Origin of the sequence: Chryseobacterium sp. (genome assembly GCF_041914225.1) — a bacterium.
GTDB lineage: Bacteria > Bacteroidota > Bacteroidia > Flavobacteriales > Weeksellaceae > Chryseobacterium.
This window is the reverse complement of the sequence record NZ_JAYSDT010000007.1, coordinates 98,706-117,101: the sequence shown is the minus strand read 5'-3', so window position 1 is coordinate 117,101 and position 18,396 is coordinate 98,706. Positions and strand designations below refer to the sequence as shown.

General features: G+C 35.8%; 14 protein-coding genes and 1 tRNA gene. 6 read left to right on the top strand and 9 right to left on the bottom strand.

All coding sequences use genetic code 11. The features are described 5' to 3' along the window. Nucleotides 1-294 precede the first annotated feature (294 nt). The 6 genes from ACE3RB_RS05525 to ACE3RB_RS05500 all read left to right on the top strand — a co-directional run bounded on the left by ACE3RB_RS05525 (nucleotide 295) and on the right by ACE3RB_RS05500 (nucleotide 10,288). Nucleotides 295-684: a hypothetical protein gene (locus ACE3RB_RS05525; protein WP_374463333.1), complete on the top strand. Its 390-nt coding sequence runs from the start codon at nucleotides 295-297 to the stop codon at nucleotides 682-684. A gap of 843 nt (nucleotides 685-1,527) precedes the next feature. After that, nucleotides 1,528-2,049, top strand: a complete 522-nt coding sequence (locus tag ACE3RB_RS05520) for a hypothetical protein (RefSeq protein ID WP_374463332.1) — start codon at nucleotides 1,528-1,530, stop codon at nucleotides 2,047-2,049. Nucleotides 2,050-2,054: 5 nt separating this feature from the next. Continuing rightward, complete coding sequence (locus tag ACE3RB_RS05515) at nucleotides 2,055-8,369, top strand: RHS repeat-associated core domain-containing protein (protein ID WP_374463331.1); 6,315 nt, start codon at nucleotides 2,055-2,057, stop codon at nucleotides 8,367-8,369. 11 nt (nucleotides 8,370-8,380) lie between these two features. Continuing rightward, a complete protein-coding gene (locus ACE3RB_RS05510; protein WP_374463330.1) occupies nucleotides 8,381-8,878 on the top strand; it encodes a hypothetical protein in 498 nt (165 codons plus the stop codon). A 118-nt stretch (nucleotides 8,879-8,996) separates the two neighbouring features. Continuing rightward, nucleotides 8,997-9,605, top strand: coding sequence for a DUF4304 domain-containing protein (locus ACE3RB_RS05505; protein ID WP_374463329.1), 609 nt, complete (start codon nucleotides 8,997-8,999; stop codon nucleotides 9,603-9,605). Between the two features lie 83 nt (nucleotides 9,606-9,688). After that, on the top strand, nucleotides 9,689-10,288 hold the full coding sequence (locus ACE3RB_RS05500; RefSeq protein ID WP_374463328.1) for a porin family protein: 600 nt from the start codon (nucleotides 9,689-9,691) through the stop codon (nucleotides 10,286-10,288). 186 nt (nucleotides 10,289-10,474) lie between these two features. Here the strand turns inward: ACE3RB_RS05500 and ACE3RB_RS05495 are convergent, their stop codons facing one another. The 9 genes from ACE3RB_RS05495 to greA form a co-directional block, all read right to left on the bottom strand. Next, entirely contained in the window at nucleotides 10,475-11,023 is a 549-nt protein-coding gene (locus ACE3RB_RS05495) for an exonuclease domain-containing protein (RefSeq protein ID WP_374463327.1), read from the bottom strand. Between the two features lie 73 nt (nucleotides 11,024-11,096). Beyond that, on the bottom strand, nucleotides 11,097-12,326 hold the full coding sequence (locus ACE3RB_RS05490; RefSeq protein ID WP_374463326.1) for a tyrosine-type recombinase/integrase: 1,230 nt from the start codon (nucleotides 12,324-12,326) through the stop codon (nucleotides 11,097-11,099). A gap of 100 nt (nucleotides 12,327-12,426) precedes the next feature. Further along, nucleotides 12,427-12,500 (bottom strand) — tRNA-Met (locus ACE3RB_RS05485). A gap of 44 nt (nucleotides 12,501-12,544) precedes the next feature. Then, nucleotides 12,545-13,837 (bottom strand): TlpA family protein disulfide reductase, encoded by a 1,293-nt coding sequence (locus tag ACE3RB_RS05480; RefSeq protein ID WP_374463325.1) that lies wholly within the window; start codon nucleotides 13,835-13,837, stop codon nucleotides 12,545-12,547. A 61-nt stretch (nucleotides 13,838-13,898) separates the two neighbouring features. Further along, nucleotides 13,899-14,132 (bottom strand): signal peptidase, encoded by a 234-nt coding sequence (locus ACE3RB_RS05475; protein ID WP_374463324.1) that lies wholly within the window; start codon nucleotides 14,130-14,132, stop codon nucleotides 13,899-13,901. 5 nt (nucleotides 14,133-14,137) lie between these two features. Continuing rightward, the gene (locus tag ACE3RB_RS05470) at nucleotides 14,138-16,108 is read right to left on the bottom strand and encodes a T9SS type A sorting domain-containing protein (RefSeq protein WP_374463323.1); all 1,971 of its coding nucleotides are present in this window, start codon (nucleotides 16,106-16,108) and stop codon (nucleotides 14,138-14,140) included. 75 nt (nucleotides 16,109-16,183) lie between these two features. Then, nucleotides 16,184-17,371: an ATP-dependent Clp protease ATP-binding subunit ClpX gene (gene clpX / locus ACE3RB_RS05465; protein WP_374463322.1), complete on the bottom strand. Its 1,188-nt coding sequence runs from the start codon at nucleotides 17,369-17,371 to the stop codon at nucleotides 16,184-16,186. Nucleotides 17,372-17,439: 68 nt separating this feature from the next. Then, complete coding sequence (locus tag ACE3RB_RS05460) at nucleotides 17,440-17,829, bottom strand: HIT family protein (protein WP_076596846.1); 390 nt, start codon at nucleotides 17,827-17,829, stop codon at nucleotides 17,440-17,442. Between the two features lie 56 nt (nucleotides 17,830-17,885). Beyond that, on the bottom strand, nucleotides 17,886-18,356 hold the full coding sequence (gene greA / locus ACE3RB_RS05455) for a transcription elongation factor GreA (RefSeq protein WP_047429224.1): 471 nt from the start codon (nucleotides 18,354-18,356) through the stop codon (nucleotides 17,886-17,888). Nucleotides 18,357-18,396 lie beyond the last annotated feature (40 nt).

The following is an 18,396-nucleotide window of genomic DNA, read 5'->3' as shown; positions in this document are numbered from 1 at the left end:
GCCATACTGTGAAAAATTTCTATCCGGATGCAACGGTTATTTATAATGATTTTGACAATTACACATTACGCATTGAGAATATTGATAAGACCAATGCTTTACTGGCCGATATTCGGGTGATCTGTTCTAAAATTCTAATAGAAAAGACAATGAAAGACTAAGCGATGAGCTTCGCAGTGAAATTATTGAAAGGATAAGCCATGAAAAAGGTTTTATCGACTGGGTGAGCATATCATCATCCTTACTTTTCTCCATGAATTATGTTACAAGCTTTGAGAAACATTCTATAATAAGGTGCGATTAAGTGATTATAATGCAGATGGCTATCTTGAAGGGGTAAACACAACTAAAAAAGATTATCGTGATTTATTTGCCGATTATAGAAATAATACAGATGTAGTCTTTTTAGTTGATCCGCCCTATCTCTCGACAGATACCACCACATACAACCGTGAAGATTATTGGAAATTGTCAGACTATCTCAATGTACTCAAGACTATTGAAGATACAGCTTACTTCTATTTTACGAGCAATAAAAGCCAAATTACAGAACTTTGTGAGTGGATGCAGGAGCATGGATATTGTAGAAGTCCTTTTGATGGAGCTAAAACCATAACCGTAGGAACACAGCTTACTTACAATGCCGCTTATTATGATATAATGATCTATAGAAATATTTTTTAAACAGTATTTCAATTCTATTTAAAGCATCCCAAATGGATGCTTTTATTATATATAGAAACAACAAACATAACAATAAAGTCAGGTCAGTACTTTTTCCGTTTTGTATCGCCAATTAGAAGTTCAAAAAATATCTCTATATTAGCACCCATAATTTTTACGAAACAAGCGTAGCTGTTATTTTGGTTAGAGAAAACCGCGAATTTTCAAAGCAACCTTCAATGACAGACTACGCCTATGTCCTATACTGGGCACTGGGCGGAGTCTTTCTGGTTGCTGGGTTCTTCGCGGTACCTCTCTAACGGATTGACTTTTGCTCCGTGCCTTTCTTATTTTAAAATGATTTTTGTCATAGGTAAGAAAATGCGTCACGGTTTGTCGCCGTGTCGTGATAGCTTTGCATTAACATATAAGAATGAAATTAAACTACAATAAAAGCATATGAATATATTTTGATTTTTTCCCGTAAAAATCCGGAATAAAAATACCGTGATTTTACGGATTGCCAGAAACAGCAATCCTCCATAAGTTCGCTTCCGGAAAATTAATAACAAATGAAAGAAAAGAAATTCTGTTCCCATACTTAATTTCTTAAATGCACCATAATTAAGGATTCGCCCTGATTTCTCTGTGCAGCTTTACAACCTAGAGTCCCTGTGGACTAAAATATAAACAGACCCTGATGGTATAAGTCAGGCTCCTCATGTCGAACCTTAAAAACAAGCAATATGAAAGTATTTTACCTGTCAGGATAAAAAGTGTCCTGTCGCACGAAAACCGTTAAATACGGTATTAATTCTCATTTATTGGGATTACTACATCTAATTTCAATTTTAAAACAAAAAAATGAAAAATCTTTATTTAAGTACATCTTCTGAATGTACCGCTCCGGGCAAGTCGGTCCGGAAAACTATGATAAAAAGGAAAATACTTCCTTTGCTTTCCTTACTGATTGGCTTTTGGGGATATTCCCAAACCGAAGTCTACTTCAAATACGATGAAGCAGGAAATCAACGTTATCGCGGACCTGAAGACATTGCTGCAAAATCTTCAACACAGCTTAAAACAGCTTCCCTTTCCAAAAATCAATTGATGGATGAAAAGATTTTCTGGAAACAGGTCCGTCTTTATCCGGTTCCGGTAAATGATTTTTTGACTATCGACTGGACTGAGGAAACTGACAATCTGATAGAATCAGTATCACTGTATCAGCACAGTACCGCCCATTGGAAATTCCAGCAGCAGAATCTGCCAAGACTTAACAGGCAGCTGAAAATTAACATGACAGGATATAACTGGGGAGTATACATACTGCGCTTTACCCTTAAAGACGGAAGGGTTTTCAGCAAAAACATTACTAAAAGATAATGGCCATGAGAAAGTACAATCATAAAAATATACAGTTGTTTTCATCTCTCGTATTATCTTTTATATCCATATTCTGTTTTTCTCAGACCCCAACCCCTAAATTTCATGACACCAAGGGAAATATTGAAGTTAACAGAGTAGGGCAACTTCAATTTTCTTTACCTATAGACCTTCCTCCGGGAGTGAAAACAGTATCACCACAAGTGAGTTTGGTTTACAATAGTGAATCTGGCAATGGCATAGCGGGATATGGATGGAGTATTTCAGGAATAACCGCCATCACCAGAACAGGTAAAACCATTGAAAATAACGGAGAGGTAAAGGGGCTTCAGATGGATTTCTCTGATTATTACAGTTTTAATGGTAAAAGACTTGTACTGAAATCAGGAGAATACGGAAAAGACGGTGCAGAATATGTAACAGAGAAATATTCCAACACAAAATTTAAATCTGTAGGAAATGCTGCTGGATGGTATGGCCCGGAATATTGGGAAGTCACTTTCGAGGACGGTTCTCAAGCATGGTATGGTCGTAATCCAGTTGCCAGAATTCCAACTGAATATAATATAAGCGAATGGAAAGATCCGCAAGGAAACTACATTTCTTATAGCTATGTTCAGGGGGCTGGTACTGCTATGATAAGCAGCATAAGCTGGGGTGGGAATAAGGATATGAATACCCCTCACATGAACACCATAGAGTTTTCCTATAATGATAGAGCCTTAAAAGAAGATTCTTATGTACAGGGACTTAAATCTTACCAAAACAAGATTCTTTCAGAGATAAAGGTACTTACTGGTAATAATCAATTTAAAAAGTATAGTATTGAGTATACCGGCAATGGAACCGATTACCAGTTTGTAGGAAAGATTACGGAATATAATGCCAATAATGAACCTGCCAACCCTGTTACTTTTGAGTATCCGCCTATGGTGAATTCTTCTTATGCAGAGTATACGGCGGAACCTGAACCCTTTAATGATGTTAAATTGGTCGGAGATTTTAATGGGGACTCTTATCTTGACTTCCTAATGAATAACGGTACGGTAAAGCTGGGGGCTTTTAATGAAACCTTTTCAACAGTTTCTACAGGTAAAACTTTTGCTGGTAACGCTAAAGTAGTCAGCACATTGTTAGATGAAGAAGGGCAGGTATATAATGGAAATGGAATTGTTGAATATAAAGACAGCAGAATTTACGGCTATATTTTTAGAAATAATGACTTTGTAAAAGTATTCGACAAAAGTCTTGGCAATACCGTTTTTAATGGCCAGGATGATACTCTTATTCTTGAAGTGGGAGACTTCAATGGAGATGGTATACCGGATGCCTTCCTTGATGACGGTGCTCCGGCTGGATTTAATGTAAAAGGTATCGTAGACCTTAAAAACCCGGCCACTCCTTCAATACAACTGTTGCTTGATGCCGGAATTAATGAAAATGATTATAAGAACCGCAAGTATTTAGATATAGACGGAGACGGAAAAGTGGAAATCATTAACGTTTCTGACTCACAGTACACCGTTTTTGAGATTGTAAAATACAATGCTACCGCGTACCTTCAGAAAATTAAATTTTCCGGAACTCTTCTGGAAAATAAAGATCCTGAATTTCCGGTCTTATACGGGGATTATAATGGTGACGGAAAACTTGATTTTGCGATTCCTATTACAGATTATGCCATAGGAAAACCTGATGACTGGCGATTTTACATGGGAACCGATAAAGGGTTTACTCCTTTCCTGAAGAAGGAATTCTTCACATACAGAAAATTCCAGACAGAAGTGACAGGTAATTATGCCAAATTTGCCAAACAATATTTCTTTTCGGTTACCGATATGAACAAAGACGGAAAATCTGATATTGTTCAGGTATTCTCCTTCAACCAGATCAACATGTATAATGCAGCAGGCTCCAGAGATTTTGGTTATGTCGTAAGTGCAAAGATGGCGAATGGATCAGATAGTAACGGAACACCGAATTTTACTCCCAACTGGTTGTTTCAAAGTCCAACATATAGTACACAGGACCTGCTTGATCTTACCCTATTTACTCCAATTACCAATTCTATAAAATCTGGAAATAACTATTATAATGTCTTTTTATATTGGAAGCAGTTCCTAAAGAAAATAAAAGGACCTACTCCTGTTTCTGAATTGGCAAGAATGAATTCTATTACCCAGGGAGGGGTAACTACCAGTGTAAAATATCTGGAAGTAGTTCCGGGTAATACAACGACCCCTGATTTCTACAAGAAAGAAAAGAAAGAGATTTATCCTAACTATGCCATGGCAAGGGTCGATCAGGCATATGCCGTTTCCCAGCTTATAGAAGAAGGCAAAAAGCAGGACTTCCGATACAGGGGGCTTGTAGGAAACTTGCAGGGTAAAAAATTATTAGGGTTTCATCAGATCGCCCGCTCTTCATGGTATGCTGATGGCTTTGAAAATACCAAAATATGGTCTGGATCACAAATAGACCCCGCTTTGGATGGAGCGCCAGTAAAAGAATGGAGCATCAGAACTAATAATGAAAGTAATATTTTCCCTGCAGATATTTCAGAGAACAATACCCAACTGCTAAGCTTTGAATCAGTAGATTATAAAGCAGATAAACTATTTAATGGCCAAGTAATTAGCTCCATACCTTCTGGGTTTGAGTCCAAAATAGTTACCGCTATTGTTCCTGAGTTTACAAAAACAAAAGATTTTTTAACCGGAACATTCACTCAGAAAGTAACGAGCTATGGAAATTATTATCTGCCCTCTAAAATAGAAATCAATACCAATTACGGCTATAGCGTATCGACCACTGAGTTTGATTATACCCATAATATCTGGGGAACAGGAACTAATTATTATGTGGGAAGACCAACAAATAAGGCTGAAAAAACAGAGGCTTATGGGGATGTACAAAATACTTTTACGACCTATACCTATGAGAATAACCTTTTAAAAAACAGCCAGTTTTTTCCTGGAAATAATGCAAACCAAGCGGTAACGGAAGAATACTCTTATGATGGATTTGGAAATATCACAGGGAAAACGACAACTTCGGGCTTGGATGGAAATACAAAAACTCAGAAAGATGAATATGATCCAACAGGAAGGTTTGTCGTTAAGAAAACCGATAATCTTGGACTAGAAACCGGGTTTACTTATAACAGTCTTGGACAGATCCTGACTCAAACAGATCCCAATGGCAATACCATCACCAATGCATATGATGGATGGGGTAAGCTCCAGAGTTCTGCTTCCAACCTTGCAGGTACTACAACGTACCTCTACAACAAAGATAGCCAGTACAATGAGACGATTACCCGTAATGATCCTGATGGAGATGTCTCAAAAGTTTTTACCAATAAGCTGGGACAGGAATATAAAGTATCTTCCAAAGCCTTTGCTCAGGGACAATATGTTTCTAAAGACATTCAGTATGATATACTGGGAAGAAAACTAAAGGAATCTGAAGCTTATTTTGAAGGGTTGGGAGCCACTCAGTGGAATACCTTTGTTTATGATGATACCGTATTCCCGGCTAAGGTAAAATTCACAGCATTTACCGGGAAACAGACAGAGACTTTTATATCTGGTCTTACCACAACAGTAAAAGAAACCAGTCAGCTGGATTATGGAAGAACAACTTCCCAGACGCTCGATGCCTTAGGAAATGTAATGTCGTCTTCTGATAAAGGAGGCACCGTACAATTTTCTTATAATGCAGCAGGTCAACAGATCCAGGCTAAATATGCAGAGCATATTGTGACCACAATGTATGATGACTGGGGAAATAAAATACGGGTAGAAGATCCTTCTACCGGGGTATATGAATATCAGTACCTTGGATATATGGGAGCTCTGTCAAGAGTAATAAGCCCAAAGGGTGAGAAAAGATATGGATACAATAGCCTTGGGCAGCTTGTCATTCAGAATGAAAAGTCCACCACTGGAAGCGAAACAGATAAAGTCATAAATTTTTCTTATGATAATAAGGGAAGACTTACTGAAAAAACAGGAACCTCTAATGGAAAGAAGTACACCTATACCATAAACTATGATCCTCAAGGTAGAAATACTTCTTCTTTCCAGGATACTCCTGACGCTTACTTTTCGCATAAAAATGTAGTTTATGACAGCAAAGGAAGGATAAGCTCTTATGAAAAAGCAATACAAACGGCAGTAGGAACAACTAATGTTTCTGTTGAAAACCTATACAATCCATGGAATGGTGAACTTTATCAGGTTAAGGAAAAAACTTCAGGCAAAATTTTATGGGAACTGAAAGAAACCAATGCAAAAGGGCTATTAGTAAAGGCTAAATTGGGAGCAGCTGAGGTTAATAATGAATATGATACAAACGGATTTTTGACCAATGTTAATCATTCCTCGCCCATAAAACCGGATATTTTCAAGGCTACTTACAATTTTGATGCGATTAAAAACGAGCTTAAAAGCAGAAAATCTTTATTACCTTTTGAAACAGAATATTTTGATTATGACGACAATAACCGTCTGATCAACTGGACAGATCCGATTTCAGGAGATAAGCCCCTTACCAATAGAAATATTTATGATGCGAAAGGTAGAATACTGGAAAATGACCAGGTAGGTGTCATCAAGTATGAAAATACAGATAAGATCTACCAGGCTACAGGAATGACACTGAATAATGATGGGATGATGAATTATAATATGGACTTGGTGCAGACTGTCCTTTATAATGAAAATAATGATCCCGTATACATTGCAGGAGAAAATGGTACTGTGGCATTTCAGTATGGATTAACCGGAATGAGACAAAGGGCAACCTATAAAGGGCTGTTTTCACCGGAAGATGAAGGAGAATTTACCAAACTATATAGTGAAGAAGGAAGCTTTGAAGTAGTTAAGAACAATATTAATGGTAAAGAAAAACATACAATTTATATTGAGGGTACTCCATATGAAAGTAATATTGTATTTTTGAAAAATTTTGATGAGAATAGCGGATCTTTTAAATTTTTGCATAAAGATTATCTCGGAAGTATCATGGCCATTAGTGATGAAGCAGGAAATATGCTTGAACAAAGGCATTTTGATGCATGGGGCAATCTGACTCATCTTCGCATTGGAAAAAGTAAATTAGCGGTAGGTAAAGCCAGCATCGATGCCCTTATAAATGCTTCTGGAGGGTTACTAATAGATAGAGGTTATACAGGGCATGAACACTATATGGAAGTGGGCATCATCCACATGAACGGAAGACTCTACGACCCACTTCTAAGAAGGTTCCTTAATGCCGATGAAAATATACAGGATCCATTCAATACCCAAATCTATAACCGTTATGGGTATGTGATGAATAATCCGTTAATGTATAACGACCCGGATGGAGAGTTCTGGATCCTTCTGGGTGCTGTAGCCGGAGCTTATTTCACTGGAGTAAAAGCTAATGGTTCATGGAATCCTGTAAAATGGAACTGGGGAGCTACCTGGGGCAAAATTGCAATGGGTGCTGCCGTTGGTGCGTTTACCGGAGGTGTTGGAGCTGCCGTTGGTTCCGCATCCCTTGCTGCAGCAGCAACTTATGGAATAAATGGTGGTCTTCTGGGAGGAGCGATTGCTGGTGCGTCAGGAGGAGCAATTGCCGGAGCTATTAATGGTTTTGCAACCTCAGTAATGTTTGGGGAAAATGTAATAGAAGGAACCCTAATGGGTGGTTTGTCAGGTGCTGCTATTGGAGGTGCTGTAGGAGCTGTATCTGGAGTTATAGGACAATTAGCTAAAAATGCACAGGCAGCTAAAATCGGTGCTCCTAAAGGTACAATCCTTAAAGATGCTCCAATAGAAGTAGGAAGAACTCAATGGACTTTAAACAACACTCCAAAAACCACCACGGTTGGGGTAACAGCTCCAAAACCACAAACGGCGAACCTTATCGTTGGAGAGGTTAATGGTGGATATCTGGAGGAAGCTGGTTACCAGCTTGCCGATGAGGGAGCTACCAAAATACCAATATATAAGGAAACTCCTAAATTTAGCTATCAAGGCGAGAGTAATTTTACTAAGACACTTGCTACAAAATCTACAGAGGTTGTACATGGAAACTCATTGAAAAGCCTTAGACCAACGTGGGGGTATAAGCTTTACTCAAAAGATGGAACCTTCTTGAAAAATGGGATTACTTCGAAACCCATACCTGAAACTAGGTATACTAAAGGGTTTATGTCGGATAAAGTAATGAAAGAAACAAAGTTGTTTCCAAATAGAAAAGCAGCATGGGACTGGGAGTATAATGAGAACCAGATAAACAAAGGACCTTGGAATAAGAATAATCATTAATATAATAAACTATGGAAGACAACAAGAGTAACGTATTCGGATGTTTTGTATCATGTCCAGCAACAATTTATGATGAAAATCAAACAGAACAACAAAAAATTGCTGAACAGAAATTATTAGATCAGATATGTGAAGATTTTAGATCTTATATTTGGGATGATAAAGGAATTAATATCCCATTAAAAAAACTCCACTGGAAAAATTATGGAAATGATTTAGAATTAGCATTATTTCAATTTTATGTAAATCCAATACCATACTTATTACAACATTTAAAAGAAATAGAATCCTATCGCAAGAATGAAAAAGCTATAGGAATTCCTATCATCGTAAATGATGAAAATTTCTTCAATAAAACAGAAGAAGGTAGGTATGAATTTCTAAAACAATCTATTTTGCAGAAAATGGACTTGCTTACTGAAGTTGTGAAGAAGCGCAAACTAGATACCAATATGGATTTATTAAAGTCTGATCTGGAAAAAGTTTTGCAAGAATTCTGTATTAAATAATTTTTTTTAAAATGGAGCTGTCTGGATTTTCCAGATAGCTTCTTTAAATCTAAAAAATTCATCTGTGATTTTAGGTTTGAAAAACCTTTAATTGAAAACTCTCAAATTAGTACATATTATGGATATTTTAAAAGAAATTATAAAATCTATTACTCCGTTCCTCAAAGAAAAAGGATATAATAAAAAAGGAAATAGTTTTCACTTAAAGTCAGATAACAATTTTGGAATTATAAATTTTCAAAAAAGCCAAAATGGTAATAAAGATGAAGTAAAATTCACACTTAATTTTGGTGTATATTCAGATCTTTTAGGAAAATTTGTAGATTTTGATTATGATACTTCAAAAGTACCAGATGTATGGTCATGTCATTGGCAAGCCAGAATTGGCCAATTTATGCCTAGCAATCCTGACCATTGGTGGTCTATTAAGGCGTCAGATTCTCTTAATAATATCAATTCTATTCTCATCTCCCATATTCAAAATATTATTTTACCTGAAATTGATAAGCGCTTGACAGATGAAATTCTTATGAAGAGTTTGATAAAAGGAGATTTTATTAGATCAACAGCTATCGAAGAATTTAAATATTTAACCATATTTTTAAAAGCTAAAGGAGATATTGAAGCCTTGAATGAAGCTGTTGAAAAATTCATGCAACAACCAGACGGTAAGAAATATTCTGATATAGTTAAAGGACATTTGGAGGAAATAGAATATAGTAATTAACTACTTAGCGGTAGCACATTGATCTTTTCAATGTGCTACCCTTTTTTTCTTATTAATCTATTAAAAATTATGAAACCTATCTTATGAAAAAACATTTTCTAAGCTTATGCATAGTTATAGGAACTATGGCATTTGCACAATCTACAGACGGACCGAGGTTTGGTGTAAAAGCTGGAGGGAACCTTTCTAATATATCTGGAAGTGATACCAAATCAAAAGTCGGATTTTATGTCGGAGCATTTGTTAATGTTCCTATTTCTGATGCACTCAGTCTTCAGCCGGAGGTTGTTTACAGTCAGCAAGGGACAAAAGCAAAAGGTGATTATGAAATGGCCACTTATACAATAAAGAACATGCAACAAAACCTTGATTATATCAATGTTCCTGTAATGGTTCGATACAATGCTACTCCTGAATTTTATTTGGAAGCAGGTCCTGAGTTCGGGCTTCTAGTCAATGCGCGAGCAAAAGGGGATATTAATGGTCAAACTTATAAAGTAAATAATAAAGACTCATTAAGAACTTTTAATTTTGGAGCAGGTATTGGTCTTGGATATAAATTGACTCCTAATATTGGAATTAATGCAAGATATGTTGCTGGGTTAACTGAAATTGCTAAAATTAATCTGGGAGACTCTTCAAAAAATACTAATCTTCAATTAGGTATGAGTTACTCTTTTTAAAAGGAGTAAGAACTTTTTAACAACAAGTGAGAAGCCCTGAATATTCAGGGCTTTATAGCTTTTTAAATGATGCAAAATCAAAGTCTTCTTATAATCCGTCTCATGTATATTAAAATACTTTCATTCTTAAAAATTTCATATCTATTGATTCTCTACTTTTTTAAGTTCAAAACTATTTCCTCCGCCTTATATTGTGAATTTTCCCATTTTATATAATTCATATACAATATCAGCTTCATGAAATGCATCATCGCCACCACGGTGTAGCTCTGTATAACCGGTTTTTCCAAAAAAGAAGTCATATGCTTCTTGAACATTTGGCCATTTGTAACCAGACATTGACGGAATTTTGCATATATCTGTAGCAATTTTCATTGGACAAGACAGTTTTTTAGGAAAAACAAAACCTCTGTGCTCCATGAATCCAAAATCAAATACATTATTGTAGGCCGTTGTACCCTGTTGATAAGAATAAAGAATTGATTGAATCTCTGGTTTAAGTAAATCCAAAGATTTAGACCTTCTTATATCTTCTACTGTAAGGGTTGAATTTTTAACGATCCATGAGTTTTCAACTTCCTGTTTCGTAATTCCTTTTTCATGGGTAACCTGATCAAATATTATTTTCTTTTTACCATTTGAAAGATCAAGCTCAACAATTCCGACTTCAACGATTTTACCTCCATCTTGTAAAAATCCTGTTGTTTCAATATCAAGGATCAATATTTTTTCCATTAATTATATGTTAATCATAATAACAAAGATATGAAATATGGTAAACATGCTTACATGAAGCTATTTTAGTCCGTTAAGAACGTTCACCAATCCCAAGTCTCACTTGTTTTAAAGCCTCATTTTCCCTCTTTTTCTTTCCTACAGTGTAAACATTTGTAATAGACTCTGTTCGATGACTGGCTGCTGTCTTTGCAAGATTAATATCCGGTATAGCGATATAATCCGGTGCTAATGGGTCAGGTTTAAATCCATCTAATATATCTAAGAACAAATGCTTCAGAGCATAGAAATCTTCCGTAACCTTTATAATATTTCCGTTTTCATCTTTTATATTATCCGACTGCTTTATTAGTCTATACCAACGTTTAGTAATTTGATATGGCTGTATTGGATCCTTTCCCGGAACCAAACCTTTGGAAAAAAGATAATCATTTTCAGATTTACACATAGATAAGATTTCCCGCCAATAAGGAATCGCATCAGGAAGAATAACTTTTATAGTTTCTGTATATTGTCTTCCCTTCCTAATAATGACTTTATATTCCTGTTGAATTAAATTAACGTCTTTTTTCTGCAATCTCATTAATTCTGATGTTCTAGCTCCCGAAAGAAAAAATATCTTAAAATATCGAAAGAAATCAGGGTAATTCTCTTCTATATAATCGTGGACTATTTGGTATTTTGAATCTGAAAGAGTTTCCCGGATTCTTACAATTGTTTTCTGTTTGGAGATTTCTCTGCATGGGTTATGCTCGATACAACCATACTGAATAAGCTCCTTGAACAAACTCATAAGATAAGAACGAAATTTGTTATACATGTAAGGAGTTAGTTTAGCTTGATCCAAAACATTTTTAATGTGGAAAATTTTTATTTCTGATATTTTAAAAATATCATAATTCAAAGATTTGATAACAGGTATTAATCTAATAATACAAATTTTCAAATCTTTGAGGTGTATACTTGAAGCCTTTATCTTATCATATGAAATCTCTAAGGCTCTTATAAACGGAGTATTAGGAGACAGCTCTTCATAATCTAAGTTTGGAAATTTTTTAAGAATAGGGTCATAGCCCGACAAAAGTAGATTTTTTTCATTTTCTACCAACTGTTTTGTCAAATTCCTTTTCTCTTCCAGAGTTTTAGCTCTATTCATACCTTTTATTCTTATTTGCTTACCTTTTGGGGCAAGGTCTGAATAAAAGTAATAAGAAATTATCCAATCTTTCGTTAATAAATCGGATTTAGTTCCTGTCTTCCAATTTGCAGGAGTTACTGTAATTTCGGAAAATTTTGTTGCCATTTTACAAACACTTTTATAAGCACTTTTTAAAATTGACAACTCGCAAAGTTTATTTTCAAATACGCCGGAAACCCTTTGTGGGAATAGGTTTCCGGCTTTGTAGCGAAGACGGGAATTGAACCCGTGACCTCAGGGTTATGAATCCTGCGCTCTAACCAACTGAGCTACCTCGCCGTTTTGGTGGTGCAAATATAGAAAATATTTCTTTACCTCCAAAATTATTTTAACTTAAAATATTCCAAAACATCACCAACGTGATCTGGTTTGCTGATTATCTTATTGTTAGCATCTAAAATAAAATATGTCGGAGTTGCATGAATATTGTATGTATCCGTATAACTGCTGTTCCATCCTCTCAATTCAGAGTCATTCACCCATGGAAATGCAGCAATCTTTTTGGTATAAGAATTCTTATCCACATCTAAAGACAACCCTACAACCTGAATATTTTTTGATTTAAGATCGTTGTATTTTTCAAGAAGCTTAGGAAGTTCACTTTCACAATGCGAACAGGTCGATGACCAGAATACGATGACCTTCTTATCTGCCTTTATATCATGTAAAGATTTTGCAGTGGTGTTAACGGGTGACTGGAACTTATAATTAGGAAAAACAGCCCCCATTTCAGTATTTGCATTCGATTTTAAGGTAGAAGCAAGCCTGTCGGTAATGGTACATTTAAGATTTTTAGCTAGAGACAGATATTTGCTCTTGTATTCATCCATCTGATAGACATCAAAAATATCAATCAATTCTGACAATACAGTCTGCCCTCTTGGAGTTTCTACTTTTAAACGATCCAGCAACTTATCAACAGATGCTGTAACATTGGCATTTCCTCCTGAATTCAGATAAGCTACTAATACAGGTCTCAATAACGATGAGCTTTCAAGCATATCATTTGATTTGTCCAGAAAGTTGATTATTTCTTCCTGATCTACTTTCTTCGTTGAATCGGGTGAATTGGAAAGAAACTTGCTGTAATTGGTATTATAATAAGCAATAAACGGATGTTGTGCAGCATCAATAGAACCTGAAGCACCGGAAAGTCTGTCAATTTCTGTTTTCAGTGCTTTTCCAAAGTCCGTATTGTCTTTGTAGTATTCTTTGATTTGTGTTAAAGCCGGCAAAATAAGCTCTTTCTTTTGTGAACCTTCCTGCTGTTTGCTCATCAGGTTATTTGCCTCATCAAGATAAGTAACATCCTTGACTTTATTATTCTGGATATCCAGTTTAAAGTTTACGTTTTTATTCTCAGAAATAAAGCTTACCGTATTGTTAGAACCGGGAAAATAAACTTTCATCATCCCCATGTAGTTGCCCGGATATTTAAAAGTCCACGTACCATTCTTACTTTGTTCTTTAGTAACAATAATATCTTTTGAGCCGTTTAATGTATATAGAATTGCGTCCTGATCTTTAAAATCTGCCGGAGTCTGGATTGTAACCGTAAATTGAGCCTGCAAAGCAAATGCAGCTAAAACCGCAGGTAGCGTATAAATTTTTTTCATAGAGTAAAAATAAAAAAACTCTCTGAGTAATCAGAGAGTTTAATATTATTTTAATAAAATTTTATGCTTTTACGCTTTTGTACTTTTTTGTAAAGTAAACAATGAATACAATTGCTACAATACCTAGTACATATACATACATATCGATTGGTGAGGCTGGTGATCCGGTACCATTTCCTCCGTTTCCTCCTCCGGGAGTTGGAGGCGATCCGGTACCATTTCCTCCATTTCCTGCATAGGCTAAAGATATTGAAAATAAGAAGAAAGCTAATATTAGTTTATTTATAGTTTTCATATGGCTTATTTTAAGATTTTAGCGTTAACAATTTCTCCTTTATCTGAAACGACTTTTACGATGTAAGAGTTTTTAACAGAGCCATCAAGCTCGATTACAAAATCTCTGGATGTTTCAACCGCTTTTTTAGAGATTACCAGTTTACCGCTCATATCATAAACTTGAATGTCCGCTTTTTTCCATTTTGGATCAAATCTAACAATATAATTTGTAACAGATGGATCGTAAACAACAAGTGTTCTCGAAATACTAGGAGCTGCCTTATCTACAGCCAGAGTAATATTACTTGGCTCACCATAATACAAGTTAGCTTCCTCATTTGTTACAGGTACAATATCACCTTGTTTAGCCTGTAGTAAATTTCCATTTTCCGCTTTATAGTAGAAACCAATTCCTGATGATAACTGGTGTGCACCGGCAGGAATAAGTTCTGCATTTTCTCTGATCTCGAACTTATAAGATTTAACCTGATCAAGTTTATAGTTAACTAACTTAACATTTTTACCCTGGAAGTTACTCTCATTAGCTTCGTTAATATATAGCCAATAATTAGTATAATTGTTATCATACCCACCATTCAGTGCTTCTTCATAAGTACCAATGATTCTGGTACCCGCTGAAGCCTGAACTGTTGTTGCTGTAGAAACCTGGTGTCCTGTTGTAAATGATGGAGAAACTACATAATATGTTCTGGAAATCTCTTTACCATTGGCATCAAGACCGATTACTCCAAGCTGTTTCACTGTACTGTTTGTACCTTTACCAGTCATTCTGGCTGCATTTACACCATTAGGAGTACCTGCTGCTCTTGCTGTTGATTTGAATCTTCTCAGTGTATTAAAATCTAAAGTCTGAGCTGTATTGTCTCTTAACTTTATTTTAAATGACTGCATAGGTTTCATTACTACATTATCAACATCTCCAACAGCCGGAGCAACACCATCACCTGTAGTAACAAAAGTAACCACCTGAGCACCTGTAGCATAAGTAGAACCACCAGGAAGTGTAACAACAGTACCTGGGTTATATTCAATACCCCAGATATTTTTTACAGCATTTCCGTCTGATCCGGTAACACTTTCAGTATATCCGATATTAGATAAATCTAAATTGGTAAGGAAGGGGTTACCAAACTGATACCAGTTTTGCCCAAATGTTCCAGCCCATGCGCTTGTAGTAAACTCAAAACTGTCATCTAAATAAGTGTTGTACTTTTCGTTGTAAGAGTTCACAGCGTTACCACCAGCTCCGAATACGACATTAGAAGGCCCCAAATTAGATTTTCCTCCATTCTGCAATGTTACAGTTCCAGCTAACGGAGCATATGGTTTCCCGTTAATATTGAATACTGTTCCGGTTGCAGGTGTGCTTGGATTCCAATCATTATTGGTAACTTTCAGCATATAATATCCCGGACCATCAGTAGTTGTAGTTGCTAAATTTGTAAAATGTGCAGAAACTGCATTAGCGTTATCCCACTTAAGAATCGGATTGCTGTATCTACCTGTATTGAAAGTCTTACCAACTTCAGTAGATAATGAACTTAAAGCTTTACCATAGAAAGGCAAAGCAACTTGTTGGAAATAATTACCACTACCATTACTTGTAGTTCTGTATTCTTTGGTTACAATACCAGTAATGTTGGACTGGGATAGCCCATCGATGTACAGCTGGCCATACGTGGAAGTAACAAAAGAAGCAGGGGTATTAAGTCTTAAGATGATATTTCCGCCGTCAGTCTTATCAGAACCGGCAGCATCAATTGTCTTAAAAGCATCTGTACCAGATCCTACAACCATAATATTTCCATGCACGTCCAAAAGGCCATTACCCTTTGTTTGTACACCTCCACCGCTATAAACTAGGATGCCTTCGCTCACATACATATTAGCATTAGTGTCAACATGACATAGTATCTGCGCCTGAACAGAATAACTAATTGCTAAAAGACCTATAGCAAATAAACTTTTTCTCATTGTATAAATTATTTTGTGTGTTAATACAATCTTCACCCGCAAAGGTATTATTATTTTTCTTAAAAAAAAAATTTTTTATCTATTAATCAAAACATTATCTTCATTTAAGATGATATCTTTCTCCTCTCCTATTGAAAACATGTAGTCTTCTAGAACTTTTTCGGTGGTTCCTCTAAGACCTCTTGCACCTAGCCCTTTTTCAATAGTTTCTTCTACTATTTTTTCAATGGCTCCGTCTGTAATAACCAAATTTGTGCCATCCATTTTGAAAAGTTCCACAAATTGATTCACGATAGAGTTTTTAGGTTCCTTCATGATTCTTACCAGAGTCTCTTTGGTGAGTTTATCGAGGTAAGTGATGATTGGAAATCTTCCTAAAAGTTCGGGAATTAATCCGAAAGTACGAAGGTCAATTGCATTAATATTTGTTAATATATATTCGTCTTCGTCTGTTTTATTGATTTTTTCAGAGCTGAAACCAATTGCCTGCTTGTTCATTCTTCTTTCGATGATCTCTTTGATTCCGTCAAAAGCTCCTCCTGCAATAAATAAGATGTTTTGGGTATTTACCTGGATATATTTCTGATCCGGATGTTTTCTTCCTCCTTGTGGCGGAACATTCACAATACTTCCTTCCAACAGTTTTAATAATCCCTGCTGCACGCCTTCTCCTGAAACGTCTCTTGTAATACTTGGATTGTCTGATTTTCTGGCAATCTTATCAATCTCATCAATGAAAACAATTCCTTTTTCTGCTTTTTCCACATCATAATCTGCTACCATCAAAAGTCTTGAAAGGATACTTTCAACATCTTCTCCTACATATCCGGCTTCTGTTAAAATAGTTGCATCCACGATACAGAAAGGAACATTCAGTTCTCTTGCAATAGTTTTTGCCAGAAGCGTTTTACCCGTTCCTGTCTCTCCTATCATGATAATGTTTGACTTTTCAAGCTCTACTTCTCTGTTTTCGTCCTGAGCATGAAGCAATCTTTTATAATGGTTATACACAGCAATGGAAAGTTGTTTTTTTGCCTGATCTTGTCCGATCACATACTGATCAAGAAATTCTTTGATCTCTTTTGGCTTTTTAAGCTCTTCCATACTATTAGCAGGTGAATATCCTGTTTTTGATACACCATCTTTTACGATAGCATGTGCCTGCTCTATACAATTTTCACAAATAAAACCATTCTGCCCAGAAATCAGCATCTGTACTTCATTTCTTTTTCTGCCACAGAAAGAACATTGGTTGGAATTCATATGATATAATATATATGTATATGTTAAAGAAAATCGTAAAAAATTACTTTTTTACGATTTTCTGGTTGTTAAGAATTAATAATTGAGTGTTGAATCTCTGTATATTCTTCGTTCGTTAATTTTAATCTTTCATTTCTGAAATTCATGTCTTCCATCTTATTTAAAGGAATCAGATGGATGTGTGCATGAGGAACTTCAAGTCCTACCACCGCTACTCCTACTCTTACACATGGAACTGCAGTTTTGATCTTCTTGGCTACCTCTTGGGCAAATCCCCAAAGGTTTTTGTATTCTTCACTTTCAAGATCAAAAATCAAATCCACTTCTTTTTTCGGAACTACTAATGTATGTCCTTTCACCAGAGGCATTGCATCTAAGAATGCAATAAAGTCTTCATTTTCTGCAATTTTATAAGAGGGAATCTCGCCATTGATGATCTTTGTGAATATAGTGCTCATTTTATCAGAAGTTAGGGTTAGATATTTAGAAGTTTAGATATAGAAACTGCATCAGACTATAAAGAAATGTCTAATACTTCAAAAGACAGTTTGTTTCCGTTAGGTAAAGTAATTTCAGCAATTTCGCCAATAGCTTTTCCTAACAATCCTTTTGCGATAGGTGTGTTTACAGAAATTCTCCCTGTCTTCAGGTCACTTTCGTTATCCGGTACCAATGTAAATACCTGCTCTTGCTTGGTAGCATTATTTTTAAGTTTCACTGTTGTCAAGATGGAAACTTTTGAAGTATCTAATTGGCTTTCGTCTATAATTTTAGAAGTAGAGATAACGTCTTTCAGCTTAGAAATTCTCATTTCAAGCATCCCCTGAGCCTCTTTAGCCGCATCGTACTCTGCATTTTCAGACAAATCTCCTTTGTCTCTTGCTTCCGCGATCTGCTGAGTGATTTTTGGTCTCTCTACAGTTTCCAACTGTTCCAGCTCAGCTTTCATTTTCTCTAGGCCCTCCTTAGTTACATAGCTTGCCATAATTTTCAAAATTTAGTTTTAGTATAAAAAAATAATCCGA

Excerpts from the sequence above, each read along its gene's own strand:
- ACE3RB_RS05520 (WP_374463332.1), top strand. The coding sequence starts at position 1,528 with ATGAAAAATCTTTATTTAAGTACATCTTCTGAATGTACCGCTCCGGGC.
- ACE3RB_RS05515 (WP_374463331.1), top strand. The coding sequence starts at position 2,055 with ATGAGAAAGTACAATCATAAAAATATACAGTTGTTTTCATCTCTCGTA.
- ACE3RB_RS05510 (WP_374463330.1), top strand. The coding sequence starts at position 8,381 with ATGGAAGACAACAAGAGTAACGTATTCGGATGTTTTGTATCATGTCCA.
- ACE3RB_RS05505 (WP_374463329.1), top strand. The coding sequence starts at position 8,997 with ATGGATATTTTAAAAGAAATTATAAAATCTATTACTCCGTTCCTCAAA.
- ACE3RB_RS05500 (WP_374463328.1), top strand. The coding sequence starts at position 9,689 with ATGAAAAAACATTTTCTAAGCTTATGCATAGTTATAGGAACTATGGCA.
- ACE3RB_RS05495 (WP_374463327.1), bottom strand. The coding sequence starts at position 11,023 with ATGGAAAAAATATTGATCCTTGATATTGAAACAACAGGATTTTTACAA.
- ACE3RB_RS05490 (WP_374463326.1), bottom strand. The coding sequence starts at position 12,326 with ATGGCAACAAAATTTTCCGAAATTACAGTAACTCCTGCAAATTGGAAG.
- ACE3RB_RS05480 (WP_374463325.1), bottom strand. The coding sequence starts at position 13,837 with ATGAAAAAAATTTATACGCTACCTGCGGTTTTAGCTGCATTTGCTTTG.
- ACE3RB_RS05475 (WP_374463324.1), bottom strand. The coding sequence starts at position 14,132 with ATGAAAACTATAAATAAACTAATATTAGCTTTCTTCTTATTTTCAATA.
- ACE3RB_RS05470 (WP_374463323.1), bottom strand. The coding sequence starts at position 16,108 with ATGAGAAAAAGTTTATTTGCTATAGGTCTTTTAGCAATTAGTTATTCT.
- clpX (WP_374463322.1), bottom strand. The coding sequence starts at position 17,371 with ATGAATTCCAACCAATGTTCTTTCTGTGGCAGAAAAAGAAATGAAGTA.
- ACE3RB_RS05460 (WP_076596846.1), bottom strand. The coding sequence starts at position 17,829 with ATGAGCACTATATTCACAAAGATCATCAATGGCGAGATTCCCTCTTAT.
- greA (WP_047429224.1), bottom strand. The coding sequence starts at position 18,356 with ATGGCAAGCTATGTAACTAAGGAGGGCCTAGAGAAAATGAAAGCTGAG.